This window comes from Streptomyces sp. L2 (assembly GCF_004124325.1).
Taxonomy (GTDB): domain Bacteria; phylum Actinomycetota; class Actinomycetes; order Streptomycetales; family Streptomycetaceae; genus Streptomyces.
Genome location: NZ_QBDT01000001.1, coordinates 2,581,110 through 2,596,191 on the forward strand (window position 1 = coordinate 2,581,110; position 15,082 = coordinate 2,596,191).

Sequence of the window (15,082 nt, forward strand, 5' to 3'; positions counted from 1 at the left end):
AGACATAGCTAGTCAGGGCGCTCTCGGATCGCTAGCGGAGAAACGGTGCGCGCGGTACTGCGCCGTTCGTTCAGAGCGTTGGATTCCGTGCTCCAGAGAGGGGCAACGTGGACCAGCTCGGCATTCAGCTGGCCGAAGTGAGACGCGCCAGGCCCCCCCTTCTCCAGCTCGTGCACCACCAGCTCCTCCATCACCTGTCGCTCCCTGGCGGAGGCGTACGCGAGGTCGTGCAGGGCAGCAGCACGCCTGGCGAAGTCCCGCCTCACCGCATCGGTCGGCCAGGGGATCTTGTAACGGGAAAAGTCCTTGCGCCTCATCGCGCGGGCCTGCTCGCCCTGCGTAACGGCCGTCAACTCCCGCCTCCGGTAACGCAGGGAGTGCAACAACCACATCCGATCAACCTCTGACTCCGTGTAAATCGCGAGCGTCCGCCGACCTGGCACTACCGGGGTAGTGGTGAGCACGGTCCGCACCTCCCCGGGACGGGGCGCGATCAAGAGGCTGCCGGACGGGCATACAACCTCCGCTTGCGCCACGGTGCGTGAAGTCACTGCACCCAGATGTACTGTCTTGCAGTTCAGTACTTCGCGGGGAGACACCCACGGCATAGCCGACTGCTCGCTGTCCGGCAGAGACTGTGCCGCACCAGCCGTAACCTGACACACTTCGCCCACTGCACGCTCGGTAGCGGGACCTTGCCCGCACGTCTGCAGCGCCTCCATGAAAAGCGCATCCGCTAGTTCCGTCGCACAAGACACAATCCGGGTGTTCAACGCATTCTTGCGCTCAGCAAGCGAGATCAGCGAAAGCAGCCTCTCCCGCACCGGCGCTGGAGGCACTGGCACGGGAAGTCGGTTGAGTGCTTGCAGAGGCAAGGTCATGTGCTCGGCGTTCGACGAGGACAGCGTGAGATAGCTCTGGCTCTGCGAGGTCTTCAGCCACCATCGAAGCCACAGATCCCATTGTTGGGCGCGGCCCTCTGGTGTCCAGCGGACGACCGCGAGCGACCTGGCGACATTCCATCCTGCGTGCTCCTCCCCTGCAACTGCTGCCTCCCCCACACGCCCCACGAGCACGACAAGGAGGTCCCCAGACCTCAGCGTGCTGCGTGGGTGGCGTCTGGCCACATCGGGAGGCACAAATGTGAACTCCTGGACGTGCACACCTCCCTCGACGATCTCTGTGGCGCGGATCATCGGGATTCCGCCGGATGCCTTCTGCTGTCGCGCAATTCCGTAGGCGGCGTACTCGACCCCAGGGAACTCACGCAACTCAACGACGGGCCACGGAGTGGGGACATCATCCGATTCTTTAGTCATGCCTGCTCTCCAGGGCATCACGGACTCGGTTCCTGGCTGCGGCACTACGATCCATGCACTCATACAGCTCGGCCTTACGGCTCCGGTCTCCGTCGCTTGTATGCAACTGCGCGGTGCCCCCGTTCCGTACATAGCGCGCGGGAGTCAGGTCGAAGCCCGCCTCAGCGATTTCCTCGTACCTCGCCGCACGGCACCATGGGACGGATTCAGGGTCCCCCTCGCCCTCACGGCGTCGAAGTCCCTGCCATTCGCCGAAGATCTGCAGCAGGCGTTCGGCCGAGTCCTTTGCGAAGTGGCGCCGCTGCCCCTCCTTCGCTGCTGGCAGTTTCCCTGCATCCGCGAACAAGACCTGATCGGAGTGCGGCCGCTCCCCTTTGGCCAGCAGCCACAGCGCCGTGCTCGCGCTGGCGTGCGGAAAGAGCCACGTCGGCAAGGCCACGACGCCCACGACCAGACCGTTCTCCAGCAGCCCACGGCGGATCAGTCCGTCGGTGCTGTTGCTGCTGTGCGCCGCGCCGGAAGACAGCAGAACGACGGCCCGTCCTTGTGGCGTGAGATCGGCAAGGATGTGCTGGACCCAGGCGAAGTTCGCGTTACCCGGACGTGGCACGCCCAGGATCCACCGCCAGTCTTCCTTCAGTTCACCGTGCCCCCAGTCCCGCTGGTTCACAGGAGGGTTGGCGACGATCACGTCGGCCGGTATCGGTGAAGTGCCGGCCCTGAGGGTGTCAGCTCCTTCCTTGCCGAGGTCGGCAAGGAATCCGTGCAGGGCGAGGTTGACGGCTGCGGCATAACGCGCCGTCCGGTTGATATCCGCACCGGACAAGCGCACTTCACCCCCCTGTGCCCGAGCCCGGTGTGCGGCGGCGCGCAGCAGTCGCCCGCTGCCGCACACCGGGTCCCGAACAATCTCGCCTCCTCGGGGAGCGGCCAGCCCCGCGAAGAGGTACGCCAGGTCGTTTGACGTGAAGTAGTCATCGCCACGCGCATAGCGTGTCGAGTACGTGTCGAGGAGCACGTCAAGGAGCCTCGGGTCCGGATCCAGCTGCCGCACCTCCGCGATCAGCTCACGGAGGGCCGGGTCGATGAGCTCGAAGGGACGGCTCACACCTTCGTCGCGATACGCAGGAAGACTGTGGGCGCGAGCAACGGGCGTACGCGGCCACACTGCGCCGAGCCTGGCCCCCGCTGACTCCGAACCCGGCCCCCACAACCGGTCCACCTCCGCCAGTGATCCATGGCGGGACCAGCAGTGAAGGTAGACCACTTGAAAGGCAAGCCGGTACGTCGTCGCAGCATCGGCGACGCTGCGTAGCTTCTCGACGGCCCGCAGCACTCGCCGGTACTTCAGCCGCCCCTCTTCGTTCGCCCATTCCTCCTGGGTCACGACGACCTCAGCCAGGAGACGACCGCCAGCCCGATAAGAACAGCGGCTCCGCAGGCGGCACCACCGTTCTGGATGGCCGTGACGACCTCTCCCGCGCCCACGAAATCGAGGATGCCGGCCACGAGCCCCACCACCACGGACGCCAGGACGACCACCACCAACAGCAGCGCTCGCTGCGACATGCCACAACTCCCTCGGTTCCACCAGCAGTTAGCAGTTCTGCGGTTCGTTCCGCGGACTTGAAAGTAGTGGCCTGACGCACCTCACGTCTCGCAGCACGGGAATTTGCTTTTGCCATAAGGCGGTCGGGCGCAGCCCCTGCCGACCCCACGAAGGACATCCGGTCGGGCAGACGACCGCCCCGGCAAGCAGACGCTTGCCGGGGCCGGAAGCAAGATGAGCGAGGGCTATGCGTCGGCGGCCGAGCCGTCCTGGGACCACTTGTCGGCAAAGTGTTCCATCTGGCGGATCACCAGGTCGATCGCTTCCTTGGACTGCTCCGGCGGGTAGCCGTGGCGGGCCAGGAGGCGCCTGATCGTGGCGCGGAGCCTGGCCCGGACCGGTTCGCGGGCGATCCAGTCCTTCTTGAGGTTCTTGCGGACCTGGACCACGAGGTCCCGGGCGATACCGGAGAGGACCTCGTCGCCCATGAGGTCGCGAGCGCTGCCGAGGTCGGCGACCGCGTCGTAGAAGGCGAGTTCGTCGTTCCCCAGCGGCGGGATGAACTTCTCACCTCGCCGGGCGTCTTCCGCGACCGTCTTGGCCAATTCCACCAGCTGGGCGATGATCTCGGCGCTGGTGAGCTGCTGACGCATGTAGCGGGTCATCAGGTCCTGGAGGCGGACCGAGAACGCGGTCTGGCGGACGATGTTGTGCCGGGTCTGCTCGCGCATCTTCTGCTCGACGAGACGGCGCAGGGCTTCGGCTGCCAGGTGCGGGGTTTCGCTGTTCTGCAGGCGGCCGACGAGGGCGTCGTTGAGGTGGGTGAGGTCGGCCTTGTCCAGTCCGGCCTCGGAGAAGAGGTCGGTGACGCCGCCGGTCTCGACGACGGAGGAGGTGAGCTGGGAGAGGTAGAGGGCGACGTCGCGGGCGACGGGCAGGCCCTGGGCCTCACGGTCCATGGCGTCGAGCTTCGCCATGTACGTACGGACCTCGACGAGGAACTGGATGTCGCGCTTCCAGTACGGCTGGTCGCCGAACCGGGAGGAGATGTCGGCGGAGGAGCCGGCCAAGGCGAAGAAGCGCTCCAGGCGGTAGCCGTGCTCGCGGAAGCGGCGACTGAGGGTCTGGTTCGGGTCGTCGAGCTGGTCGGGGTTGTTGCCCGGGGTAGCGGGGCTGCGGAGGTACTCGGCCGTGGTGTAGGCCGCCTTGATGAAAGCCTTCGGGTCGGGGCGGGAGAGGCGTTCGCGCCAGTTCCAGCCGAGGAGCATCTGATCGAGGATGTCGTACTCGTTGCGGAGTTCGTCCAGGGCGCGGTCGATGTCCTGGCCGAGGGTCCGGTCGGCCTGGTCGTCGGCGGAGTACTCGGCGATGGCCTTCTGGAGGTTCTCGGTGAGGGGGGCGTAGCCGACGAGGAGGCCGTCCTCCTTCTTGCGGAAGCGGCGGTTGACGCGGGCGAGGGCCTGCATCAGGCCGGCGCCGCGCAGCGGCCGGTCCAGGTACATGGTGTGGATGGACGGTGCGTCGAAGCCGGTCAGGAGCATGTTGTTGACGATGAGGAGCTGGAGTTCGTCCTCGGGGTCCTTGGCACGGTTGATGACGGCCTTGCGCTGGGAGTCGCGCAGGGCGTGAACGCGCAGTTCCTTGGAGTCCTTGCGGGAGTCCGAGGAGTAGACGATCTTCATGGCGCCGGTGGTCGCGTCGTCCGTGTGCCAGTCGGGGCGCAGGATCTTCAGGGCGTCGTAGACGCGGACGCAGATCTCGCGGGTGGCGCAGACGAGCATCGCCTTGCCGGGGGCTCCGCCGGGTGCGTCGTCGGCGTCCGCTACGAAGGGCAGCATCGCCGTGCGCCGCGCCTCCCAGTGTTCGACCAGGTCCTGGGTCAGGTCCCGTATCCGGGCCGGGGCGCCGTACATGGCGTTCATGGTGGCGACGGCCTGCTCCACGCGTGTGCGCTCGGTGTCGTCCAGGCCGTCGGTGATGCGGTCGGCCTCGGTGTCGATCGTGGTGGGGTCGACGTCGTGGTCGAGGACGAGCTGGACGACTCGGCTCTCGTGGTAGACCTTCACGGTCGCGCCGTCGTCGGCGGCCCGCTTGAGGTCATAGGTGTCGATGTAGTCGCCGAAGACCTCGCGGGTGTTGCGGTCGGCCTCGGAGATCGGGGTGCCGGTGAAGGCGAGGAGCGTGGCGTGCGGGAGCGCGTCGCGCAGATGGCGGGCGTAGCCGTCGAGGTGGTCGTAGTGACTGCGGTGGGCCTCGTCGACCACGACGACGATATTGCGCCGCTCGGAGAGGAGCGGGTGGTCGGTCCCGGATTCCTTCTCCTGCTTGGTCTTGCCGAACTTCTGCAGGGTGGTGAAGAGGATACCGCCGGTGCGCTTGGCAGCGAGCTCTTCGCGGAGTGCGGCGCGGTTGAGGAACTGGTGGGGCTGTTCCGGGAGGACCTCGCTCTCCTTGAACGTGTCGAAGAGCTGGTCGTCGAGGTCAGTGCGGTCGGTGACAACCACCACGGTGGGGTTGTGCAGGGCGGGGTCGCACATGACGAGGTTGGTGGTCAGCACCATCTCCTCGGACTTGCCCGAGCCCTGGGTGTGCCAGACCACGCCGGCCTTGCCGTCGGTCGCGGCGGCGCGGCGGACAGCGTCCGCGGCGCGGGTGACCGCGAAGTACTGGTGCGGCTTCGCGATCCGCTTCATGCGCTTGGCCGGCACGAAGTTGATGAAGGACCGGACGAGGGCGAGGAAGCGCGGCTGGGTGAACAGGCCGTGCAGGGCGAGGTCCTGGCCGGTCGGAATGTCGACGTCGGCGTGGACGGCGGCAGCGTCCACGGTGTCCACTCGGGCGCCGAATTCGTCGGTGTTCCACGGGGCGAAGTGCTCGTACGGGGTGAACGGGGTGCCGTACTTGGCGGTGATCCCGTCGGAGAGCAGCACGACCGCGTTGTAACGGAAGGCGGTCGGGAACTCCTCGACGTAGTGTCGGATCTGGGTATGCGCGGCGGCCAGAGTGGCGTTCGGGTCGCCGGCCCGCTTGAGCTCGATGACGGCGAGCGGAAGCCCATTGACGTACAGAACGAGGTCGAAGCGGCGGTTGCGCTCACCATTGATCACGGTCAGCTGGCGGACGGCGCGGTACGTGTTCGCGTCCGCGTGCTCCAGGTCGACGATCCGGACGGTCGGCGTGTGCTCGGCGCCGAGCGCGTCGGTGTACGTGACGGAGTGGACGCCGTCGGTCAGGTAGCCGTGCGCGGTCCGGTTCTCCTCGTACGTGTCCTGGGAGGTCGGGGTCGCGGCGGTCGCGAGGGCCTCACGGACGGCCTCCGGGGGGAGGGCGGGGTTGAGCCGCTCGATGGCCTCGCGGAGATCGGAGTACAGGATCAGGTCGTCCCACGAACGGCGGTGACCGGAACCGGGCGCGAGCTCATTGCCCTCGGCATTTGGCCAGTCGAGCTCCAGGAGCTCTTCGAGGGCGAGGAACTCCCAGTCGATTTCGAGGGGGCGGAAGTTGTCGGGGGCGGGGGTGTCGCCAATGTCGTCGTCGTTCCCGTGCGTGGTCATACGTGATCCTCGACAATCTTTTCGGCGTCCTTGACACGGATGCGGCCGGACATGAGTTGGGGGAGGAGAGTGCCGCGGAGGGTGGCGAGGCTCAGAGACTCTTGTTCAGCTACCAGCGCGCGCTCCCAGAGAGGGCTAATTACTCGATCCAGAGCCCCCAACGTCTTGGGGCCTGGAACCGGTACAGGCTCATCCAAGTGCCTGCGCTGAATGTGCCCCATCGTGGTTGCCTTGTCGGCAGCGATTGAACGGAACTCATCCAACTTCCGATGCACTAGCTGACTCACCAGCCAAATCGGATACCCATCCCTCGGAATACATTTGAAGATGTGCTGATTGATAATCGCTTCGGGTCGAAACCATCGCGCAGCAGTCAATGAACCAGACCACGCGAACAGCAAGTCGCCAGGGCGAGCCAAGTGCCGATCTGGAACGTCGATTTCGTTGTAAACCGTAGAGACCCCCGGACCGCTGTTGATTTCAGCAATCCGCACAACCATTCGCCCCGTCCCGGTGGCACCCTTCGTGAAAGCCCGTCCGTTGATGAACTCCGCCACAGCCGACAGGGGCTGATCACTAAATCCATCGACCGACTTCAGCAAAACCTCACCGAAGAGCGCCCGGGAGAGATCATCAGCAGTTGTGGCGATGCGCTCATTGACGGCGATCTTGTCGTCCAGCGCCCCCAGGACAGCAACCACACTCCGCTGCTCATCCAGGCTCGGAACTGGCACCTTGAATGATTTAACCGTTGCAACTGGCTGAACAAGCCCCGGAACTCCGACCGTGGAAACGTGTTGCAGGATTTCCTTCTGCCCCACCGGCGAAAGCAGCCAATAGTAATAGAACTCAGGAACGGCTTTAGCATGATCAAGCCGAGCCTTCACCTGGCTCGTAGACAACACATAGCGGTCATGTCGCGGATTTCGAGGGATCATCGAAACTTGACCGATCGTCCCACGGTGAGTAATCACCAGATCACCCGGCTTCAGATTTGCACCAGGAAGCGTGTCGGCTTTCTCCGAAGAGATGAACACGAAATCGTCGTCATGAAACGGACCTGCACCCAAGTTCACGCCGCGCACCAGCGGAATCCCGCTCGGTACGTAATCATTCCTTGTGTACGCAGAACCGTAGGGCTTTGAGAATGCGCTCTTTTCGGGGGCCGCGATTTCCTCGAACCTCACCGTGGGCCACTCAGCCATCGATCTTCTCCAGCTGCTCGCGCACGGACTTCGCCAGCTCGTCCGACTTGTCGAACAGCTCGTACAGCTCCCCGGTCAGCCGCGCGATCTTCTCCCCGACCGCCTCGACGTCTTCTTCCTCCGCCTCGACCGCCCCGACGTACCGCCCCGGCGTCAGCGCATACCCGCGCTCCTGGACCGTCTTCAAGTCCGCGCTCGCGCAGAACCCAGGCACGTCTGCATACGACTCCCCCGCATCCTTGGCGCTCGTCGTCCCACGCCACGCGTGGTAAGTTCCCGCGATCTTCGCAAGGTCAGTGTCCGTCAAAACGCGCTCAGTGCGGTCGACCATCTCGCCCATGTCCCGGGCATCGATGAACAGGATCTCGCCCCGGCGATCCGTAGCCGCAGCCTTCTGCCCCTTCACACCCCCCGGCGACTTGTCCTTCGCCAGGAACCACAAACAAGCCGGAATCGCCGTCGTCCGGAACAGCTGTGCCGGCAGCGCGACCATGCACGCCACCATGTCCCCATCCACCAGCGCCTGCCGGATCTCCCCTTCCCCGCTCTGCTGGCTGCTCATCGAGCCGTTAGCGAGGACGACACCGGCCGTTCCCCGCTCCCCCAGCTTGCTGATCATGTGCTGGAGCCAGGCGTAGTTGGCGTTGGACTTCGGTGGGACGCCGTACTTCCACCGCGCATCCGACTCGTTGCGCGCCCAGTCCTTGATGTTGAAGGGCGGGTTGGCCATGACGTAGTCGGCCTTGAGGTCCGGGTGCTTGTCGTCGGCGAAGGTGTCCCCCCAGCGGGCGGCAAGGTTGCCGTCGATGCCGTGGATGGCGAGGTTCATCTTGGCCAGGCGCCAGGTGCGTTCATTGAGTTCCTGGCCGTAGACGGAGATGTCGGCCTTGTGGCCGCGGCCACGGTGGGCCTCGATGAACTTGGCGGCCTGGACGAACATGCCGCCGGAGCCGCAGGCCGGGTCGTACACGCGGCCCTCGTACGGTTCCAGGACCTCCACCAGGAGGCGGACGACGCTGCTCGGGGTGTAGAACTCGCCGCCCCGCTTGCCTTCCGCGCGGGCGAAGTTGCCGAGGAAGTACTCGTAGACCTCGCCGAGGACGTCCTGGGCGGGCTTGTCGTCGTTGCCGCCGAAGCGGGCGTCGGTGATGAGGTCGACGAGTTCGGCCAGGCGCTTCTTGTCGACGTTGTCCTTGTTGAAGATCTTGGGGAGGACGCCGGTCAGCGACGGGTTGGCCTTCATGATGGCGTCCATCGCCTGGTCAAGGACCTCGCCGACGTTGCCGCTCTTGGCGTTGGCAGAGATCGAGGACCAGCGGGCGCTCTCGGGGACCCAGAAGACGTGGTGCCCGGTGTACTCGTCCTGGTCCTCCAGGAACTCATCCAGGCGGTCCTCGGCGATGCCTTCCTCCGCGAGTTCCTTGGCGAGCTGTTCGCGGCGCTCCTCGAAAGCGTCGGAGACGTACTTGAGGAAGATCAGGCCGAGGACGAACTCCTTGTACTGGTTGGCGTCCATGGAGCCGCGCAGCTTGTCGGCGGCCTTCCAAAGGATGGCCTGGATCTCCTTGGGCGTGGAGGCAGTGAACAGCTCCGCCTGGTCGGCGGGCTTCTTCTTCCGGGGCGGCATGGGCGCTCAGGTCTCCTTCAAGAGTCGGACGAGAGATCAGACGAGAGGGGGTTCGGTGAGGGTCAGGGTGCCGTCGACGAGGCCGGCGGCGGTCAGGGAGGTCAGGTCGTCGAGGGCCGCCGCGTGCTGTCGCAGCAGGGCCGTGCGGCGGGCGATGTCGGACAGGAGGGCGTCATAACGCTCGGCCTCGTCGTCGGGGAGGTCTGGGATGAGGAGGTCTTCTATACGGCGGGCGGAGCGGACCGCGCCGCTCACCCGCCGGTGTTCGGTGGCCGCCGAGCGCAGGAGCGCCGCCAGGACGCGAGGCCGTACGGGATGCTCAGCGTCGGACCGTGCGCGCAGGAGGCGGGCGGGGAAGGCCACCACCGACAGGCCCTCGTCGTCGACGTACGCGCCGAAGCTCGGGGTGGCGGTGACGACGATGTCGCCGGGTTCGGTGAAGTAGGCGTGCTCGTAGGTGTTGAGGAGTATGGCGCGGTCGATGCGGTGACTGTCGACCGGCGCACTGCCGGTGATCTCGGCCGGGGTAAGGACCGTGTAGTGGCCCGCGCCGCCGGTGAGGAGGTGTTCGGCGGCGATGCGGTGGCCGGGCAGTCGGCGCAGGCGGCGGTCCTTGAGCAGGCGGGCCACGGTGGTGCGGCGGGCCGGCTGGTCGTCGGGGCGCAGGACGGCGTTGGCGCGGATCATGGGCGCGCGGTCGAGTGCGCTACGGGTGGCGTCGATCAGCTGCTGGAGCCGGAGTTCGGTCTCGGAGATGCGGGCCGGGCGTTCGACGACGGTGCGGGTGTAGCGGTCGGCGGGCGGGCGGTGCTGCGGGGTGAACGCGGCACCGGGTGCACTGGTCAGCGCGGTGGCCCGGACGACGGCGGCGTTGCGCGGTTCGTGGCGGCTGTCCGCCCGCCAGCCGGCGTCGCGGAAGATGTCGATGTCCTCGGCCAGCGCGTCCAGGGTCTGCGGGGTGAGGTTGCGTGAGGAGAGGTCGGCGAGGAGGACTTGGCCGGTGCGCTTGTCTTCGGGGGTGCGGTGCAGGATCCAGATCGCGGTGCGGTGGGCCGGGCGGAAGGGGAGTACGCCTTCGGGGAGGCTGATCGCGGCCTTGAGGAGGTGCTGTTCCAGGAAGTCCCGGCGCAGACGGTCCGCTTCCCCGCGTACGGGCAGGGGCCGGACGAGCGCGTCGGCGGGTCCCAGGACGACGGCTGTGCGGTCCTCGGCGAGGAGGTCGGTGAGGTCCTGCAGGCTCTGCAGGACGGCGAGCGGGCTTCGGGTCTCGGCCGCCTCATAAGGGAGGTAGCAGGCGATGACGTGCGGGTTTCCCCAGTCTTCCGTGGCCAGTTCCTCGCCGTCGGCAAGGTCCATCTCGAATTCCTGGACGCCCTGTGCCATGAGGCGGCGGCGGGCGAGCCGGGCCAGGTCCGGCATCGGGTCCGCGGAGAGGAAGAAGGGTGAGTCCTCGGCATCGGACACGGATTCGCGCAGGGCGACCAGTAGATCGCCGCTGCGGGGATGCAGGACGGCGGCCGTTGCCCCTTCTTCGCGCTCGTTCAGTCGCGCGAGGCCGGTCAGGCGGGCCATCGTGCGGCTCACCAGCGGAATCGGTTCATCGGCGACGAGGTCGTCGCAGCCCAGGCGGCGGCGTGCGTCCATGACTCGTTCGAGCGCTTCGGCCGGGGTGTAGGCGGCCTCGGTGAGCTGGTCGGCGAGCACGGCGAGCAGGGGGCCCTGCCGTTCGGCGTCCGGCAGTTCGCGCAGCTCTCTTCGGAGGAAGGTGTCGTCGAAGTCGATCTCGGCGGCACGCTCCAGGATCGTCTGCCAGGGCAGGTTGGCGAGCGGTTCGTCGAGGAGCTGACGCAGGCAGAGCAGCGCCGTCACCGTGTCGACCAGCGCGCGAGCGGGCATCGCGCGCCGCCAGGCGGACAGGGTGTGCAGCACCAGCTCCGCCCGGATCTGGCCGGCGTCGGCCTTGCCGCGGCCGGTGGACAGAAGCCATTCGGCGACTTCACGGCCGTCGAACAGCGGGCTGGCCCCCTCGTAAGCGACGGGCTCGGGGAAATCCGCGTGCCGGCGGGCCCAGGTAGTGACGACGGGACGTTGGACCTGGGCCAAGGTCCCGATTTCGGCGTAACTGATCCGCCAGGAGATCTCCTCGGGCAGGATGGGAGCGGTCGCTTCACGTGTGCCAGCCATGCGGTCCCGCTCCCTTCGTGACGACTGCCTCGTGCTCTCGGTCGAGAACGTTTCTCCCAGGGCACCTCACACGCTACAGCCGGTCGAGCTCTCAGCTTCGCTAGCGGTTGATAACCAGGGTTATCAGATTCTCGATCAATTTCACCTCCAATCTTCTGGCACCTTCGTCACCATCACCCGGCACCACCCGCCGGGACGCCAGCCCCATACGAGTCCGACCGCACCGGCGTCCTCATCGCCGCACCTCTGCTCCCTTGCCGGGCACTCACCCCTGTCCACCTCGACACCACCCGGCCCGTAAGGCCGCTCGTGTTACCGAACGCACCGCAACCTCGCCCCAGGAGACCTCTGTGTCCAGCACCGCGTCGAAGCGCACCCTGTACCGCCTGACCCACGTCAAGGCGACCCCTGAGTCGATGCTCGAAGCCCTCGACGTCGGCGCCCTCGACACCCTGGACGCGGTCGTGCGCGACGTCAGCGATCACATGGGAGTTCCCGCCCTCGCGGTGTCCTTCGCCGTAGCGAAGGAGGAAGCCGCCTGGGGCAAGGATGTCCTCCGGCTCGCCGCCGAATCGGACCTGCTGCAGAGCGAGCAGCGCACCGGCGCACTGCTCGTGCTCGCCGTCGACGACGTGGTGTACGCGATCGGCTTCGACCAGGGCTACCGGCTTCTCCCCGCCCAGCTCAAGGACGCGCACTTCGGTCTGTCCTTCGGTATCCGCGCCATCAACCCGCGTCAGGTGCGGGACTTCACCGCCAGCGTCCTCGGCCAGGCGCGCATCGACAGTTCCCTGATCCATGCCGGCGCCTCCGTACCGGCACTCGGACTCCGGGACCACGGGCGGATCATCCGCCACCTCGGCGGCTACCTCGACGAAGTCGACCTCACCGCAGGGAGCGGCACCAGGAACGGGGCCATGACCGCGGAGGGCGGCATCGGTCTCCGTATCAAACTCGGCACCACCCCCGCCACACTGATCAAGGACATCCGCGCCATCGCCGCGATCTGCGAGCACGTCGTTCCCCACCCCGACCTGGCCTTCGTCGAGCACATCACCGCGGTCAAGGACCCTTCCCTCATCGACGCGCTCGACGCGGAACTGGACGCCACGCTCGGCCGTCCCGCAGACGGCCGGATCATCACCGCCGTCCCCTTCTCCCAGAGCACCGACCTGCCCCGGTCCACCGCCTGCACCATCAAGATCGGGTCCTGCCCGCCCCACCTCCGGGACGAGTTCAGTCTCGACTACGTCCTGGAGCGGGCCCGTGTGATCAAGGCAGGCGCCCGCGTCACGGCGCTCCGGCAGGGCACCGTCGAACTGTTTCGTGACACGCTCTCCGCACGGACCGCGCTCGCCCCGCGCACCGCCTCCCTGGAAGCCCTGTCCAAGGAAACCGCCATGAAGTGGATCGAGGCCACTTTCTCCCTCCGCTCCCGCACGTTCTGTCTGCTCGACGGTGAGTGGTACGAGCTCGGGGCGGGCTACCTGCGCAACGTCAACGAGACCGTGGCTCCCTTGTTCCCCGACGCGCCCTCCGTCGATCTCCCCCGCTGGCCGCTCGTCGAGAAGCTCAACAAGAAGGGTATGCGCGTGATGCGTCCCGTAGACGAAGGCGACTACAACAAGCTGGCCGCCCAGGCCCGTCGCGGCTGGGTCTGCCTGGACAAGAAGAATGTCCACAACCCTTTTCGGGCAAGCAACTCCGTCGAGATCTGCGACCTGTTCACCGAGGACGCCACTCTTGTCCTCGTGAAGCCCGCGCACTCCTCTAGCCCGCTGAGTCACCTGTTCAGCCAGGCGCGCGTCTCCGTTGAGCTCCTCTTCGAGAACGCGGCCGTACGCGCGGAGTTCGCCCGGTCCGTACACGTCAACAGCGATCCGGCCCGCAGCATCCCCGAGGACTTCACCCCGCGCCGCGTCGTCTTCGCGATCCTTCTGAAGGACGGAGCCAAGCTCACGCCGGACTCCCTCTTCCCGTTCTCCGCCATCACCCTGGCCCAGACCGCGAAGGCCCTCGCCGCTCGCGGCGTGACCGTCGAAGTCATCGGCGTCGAAAGCGAGTCGGCCCAGTCCGCCATGCGCGACGAGGCTGCGTAGCCGCCCGGGACTCTCGCCGTAAACACGCCCTCTATATCTCTCATCCGAACGAGGAGTCCTTTCAACAACCCAGAATTCCCGCAAGGGCAGCGGGCATCGTCTCCGGGGGCAGGGCACCCAGGGGACGGCGGGAGGCTACATGGAACAGGACCTCAACAAGCGGCAGCGGGCAGTGCTCGGCTGGGTGGGCCAGGGGTGTCCCGACGGAGTCTGGCCAGACAGCACGTACAAGACCAGCGGACAAGCCCTGCAGAACCGAGGCCTCATCAAAGTCACCAAACGCCGCGGGCATTGGAGCGCCCACCTCACCGAGAAGGGGCGGCAGCATCTCATCGAACGCGGCATCCGCCCCGTGGAGCAGAGCACCCGACCGCCGGAGCGCCCCACCCGAAAGGCGGCACCGCCGCGCCCCCGAGCCGTGCCGAAGGCCCTTGCGAACTACGCGGACCAGCTACTCGATGAACTGGCCGTTGCGAACGACAGCTGTCTCATCAAGCCCATCGAATCCGGCCCGCACGCGGTGAATTGGGCGTCACGGGTCAACGCCGCCCGCAAGTCCGGCAAGATCCCCCACACGCAGGAAATCCACGGATACCGCACCCACCGCGGCTACGAGATCAAGCTGGTCGACATCCCTGCCTGGCGCCTCACGGAACTCACCCCGCTCCCTGTGCCGGCCAGACTCACCAAACCCCATGCCGTCGTGGCCGCCCTCCAAAAGCAACCGCAGCCCACGGGCCTGACCAAACCCCTCCAGGGCCGAGCCCTGCGCATCGTCCAAACCCTCATCGCCGCCACCACAGCCCAAGGCCACAAGGCATCGCTCGGAACCACACAAGGCGCGCCCCCGCCCCATCGGCGCCGCAAGGCACCACCGCACTTCTCCATCACCGCCCACGGCGAAAGTGTCGGATTCCTCGTCCTCCAAGAACAGGACCGCAACAAACACGTCCCCACAGACAAGGAACTCGCCGACGCCAAGAAGCACTCATGGATGCGCATCCCCCGCTTCGACTACACCCCCTCCAGCCGCCTACGCTTCATACTCCGCGGCGGCAGCCCGCACCGTGCAAGCGAATGGGCAGATCTCCCCGACCGGCCTCTGGAAGAACAACTCGCCGAGATCGTGCAGGAGGTCGGACTCCGCGGCGAGGCCGCAGAACGCAAACGCCTTGCAGACCAGCAAGCCAGAGAGGTACAGCAAAAGCGCTGGGAAGCCGCCATGCAGGAAGCCCACGCCGCCTACGCCCATGCCTCCCGCGTCAAACAGCTCGGAGAACAGGCGGACACCTGGTACCAGGCCAGCCGCCTGACTGAATACGTCGCAGCAGTAGGCGTCCATGCCACATCACTTCCGCCCGGGCAGGAGCGGACCGAGGTCGAGGCGTGGCTCGCGTTCGCGGACGCGCACCTCCAAAACCTCACCGAATCGGTCTCAGCGCCGAAACTGCCCACGCCGCCGAAACCCAGCGGCGACGACCTCAAGCCCTTCCTCGGTCACTGGAGCCCCTACGGACCCCGCTCCTACTGAGCCGGACCAAGGGA

At 66.6% G+C, this 15,082-nt stretch carries 9 protein-coding genes; 2 read left to right on the forward strand and 7 right to left on the reverse strand.

The window, feature by feature from the left end; translation table 11 throughout:
* Positions 1 to 8: 8 nt before the first annotated feature.
* The 7 genes from DBP14_RS36785 to DBP14_RS10925 all read right to left on the reverse strand — a co-directional run bounded on the left by DBP14_RS36785 (position 9) and on the right by DBP14_RS10925 (position 11,438).
* Entirely contained in the window at positions 9 to 1,319 is a 1,311-nt protein-coding gene (locus DBP14_RS36785) for a hypothetical protein (RefSeq protein WP_241740863.1), read from the reverse strand.
* Positions 1,312 to 2,706, reverse strand: coding sequence for an N-6 DNA methylase (locus tag DBP14_RS10900; protein ID WP_241740864.1), 1,395 nt, complete (start codon positions 2,704 to 2,706; stop codon positions 1,312 to 1,314). Before DBP14_RS10900 ends, DBP14_RS36785 begins: the two co-directional genes overlap by 8 nt.
* A complete protein-coding gene (locus tag DBP14_RS10905; protein ID WP_018100890.1) occupies positions 2,703 to 2,888 on the reverse strand; it encodes a hypothetical protein in 186 nt (61 codons plus the stop codon). Before DBP14_RS10905 ends, DBP14_RS10900 begins: the two co-directional genes overlap by 4 nt.
* 225 nt (positions 2,889 to 3,113) lie before the next feature.
* Entirely contained in the window at positions 3,114 to 6,422 is a 3,309-nt protein-coding gene (locus DBP14_RS10910) for a type I restriction endonuclease subunit R (RefSeq protein ID WP_129306990.1), read from the reverse strand.
* Positions 6,419 to 7,627 (reverse strand): restriction endonuclease subunit S, encoded by a 1,209-nt coding sequence (locus DBP14_RS10915; protein ID WP_129306992.1) that lies wholly within the window; start codon positions 7,625 to 7,627, stop codon positions 6,419 to 6,421. Before DBP14_RS10915 ends, DBP14_RS10910 begins: the two co-directional genes overlap by 4 nt.
* Positions 7,620 to 9,254 (reverse strand): class I SAM-dependent DNA methyltransferase, encoded by a 1,635-nt coding sequence (locus DBP14_RS10920; RefSeq protein WP_129306994.1) that lies wholly within the window; start codon positions 9,252 to 9,254, stop codon positions 7,620 to 7,622. The genes DBP14_RS10915 and DBP14_RS10920 overlap by 8 nt, the downstream gene beginning before the upstream one ends.
* Before the next feature lie 36 nt (positions 9,255 to 9,290).
* Positions 9,291 to 11,438, reverse strand: coding sequence for a hypothetical protein (locus tag DBP14_RS10925; RefSeq protein WP_129306996.1), 2,148 nt, complete (start codon positions 11,436 to 11,438; stop codon positions 9,291 to 9,293).
* 350 nt (positions 11,439 to 11,788) lie between these two features.
* Here DBP14_RS10925 and DBP14_RS10930 point away from each other — a divergent pair, with 350 nt between their 5' ends.
* Both DBP14_RS10930 and DBP14_RS36375 read left to right on the forward strand, forming a co-directional pair.
* Positions 11,789 to 13,537, forward strand: a complete 1,749-nt coding sequence (locus DBP14_RS10930; protein ID WP_129306998.1) for a DUF6119 family protein — start codon at positions 11,789 to 11,791, stop codon at positions 13,535 to 13,537.
* Positions 13,538 to 13,676: 139 nt separating this feature from the next.
* A complete protein-coding gene (locus tag DBP14_RS36375) occupies positions 13,677 to 15,068 on the forward strand; it encodes a hypothetical protein (RefSeq protein WP_206739250.1) in 1,392 nt (463 codons plus the stop codon).
* Positions 15,069 to 15,082: the final 14 nt, after the last annotated feature.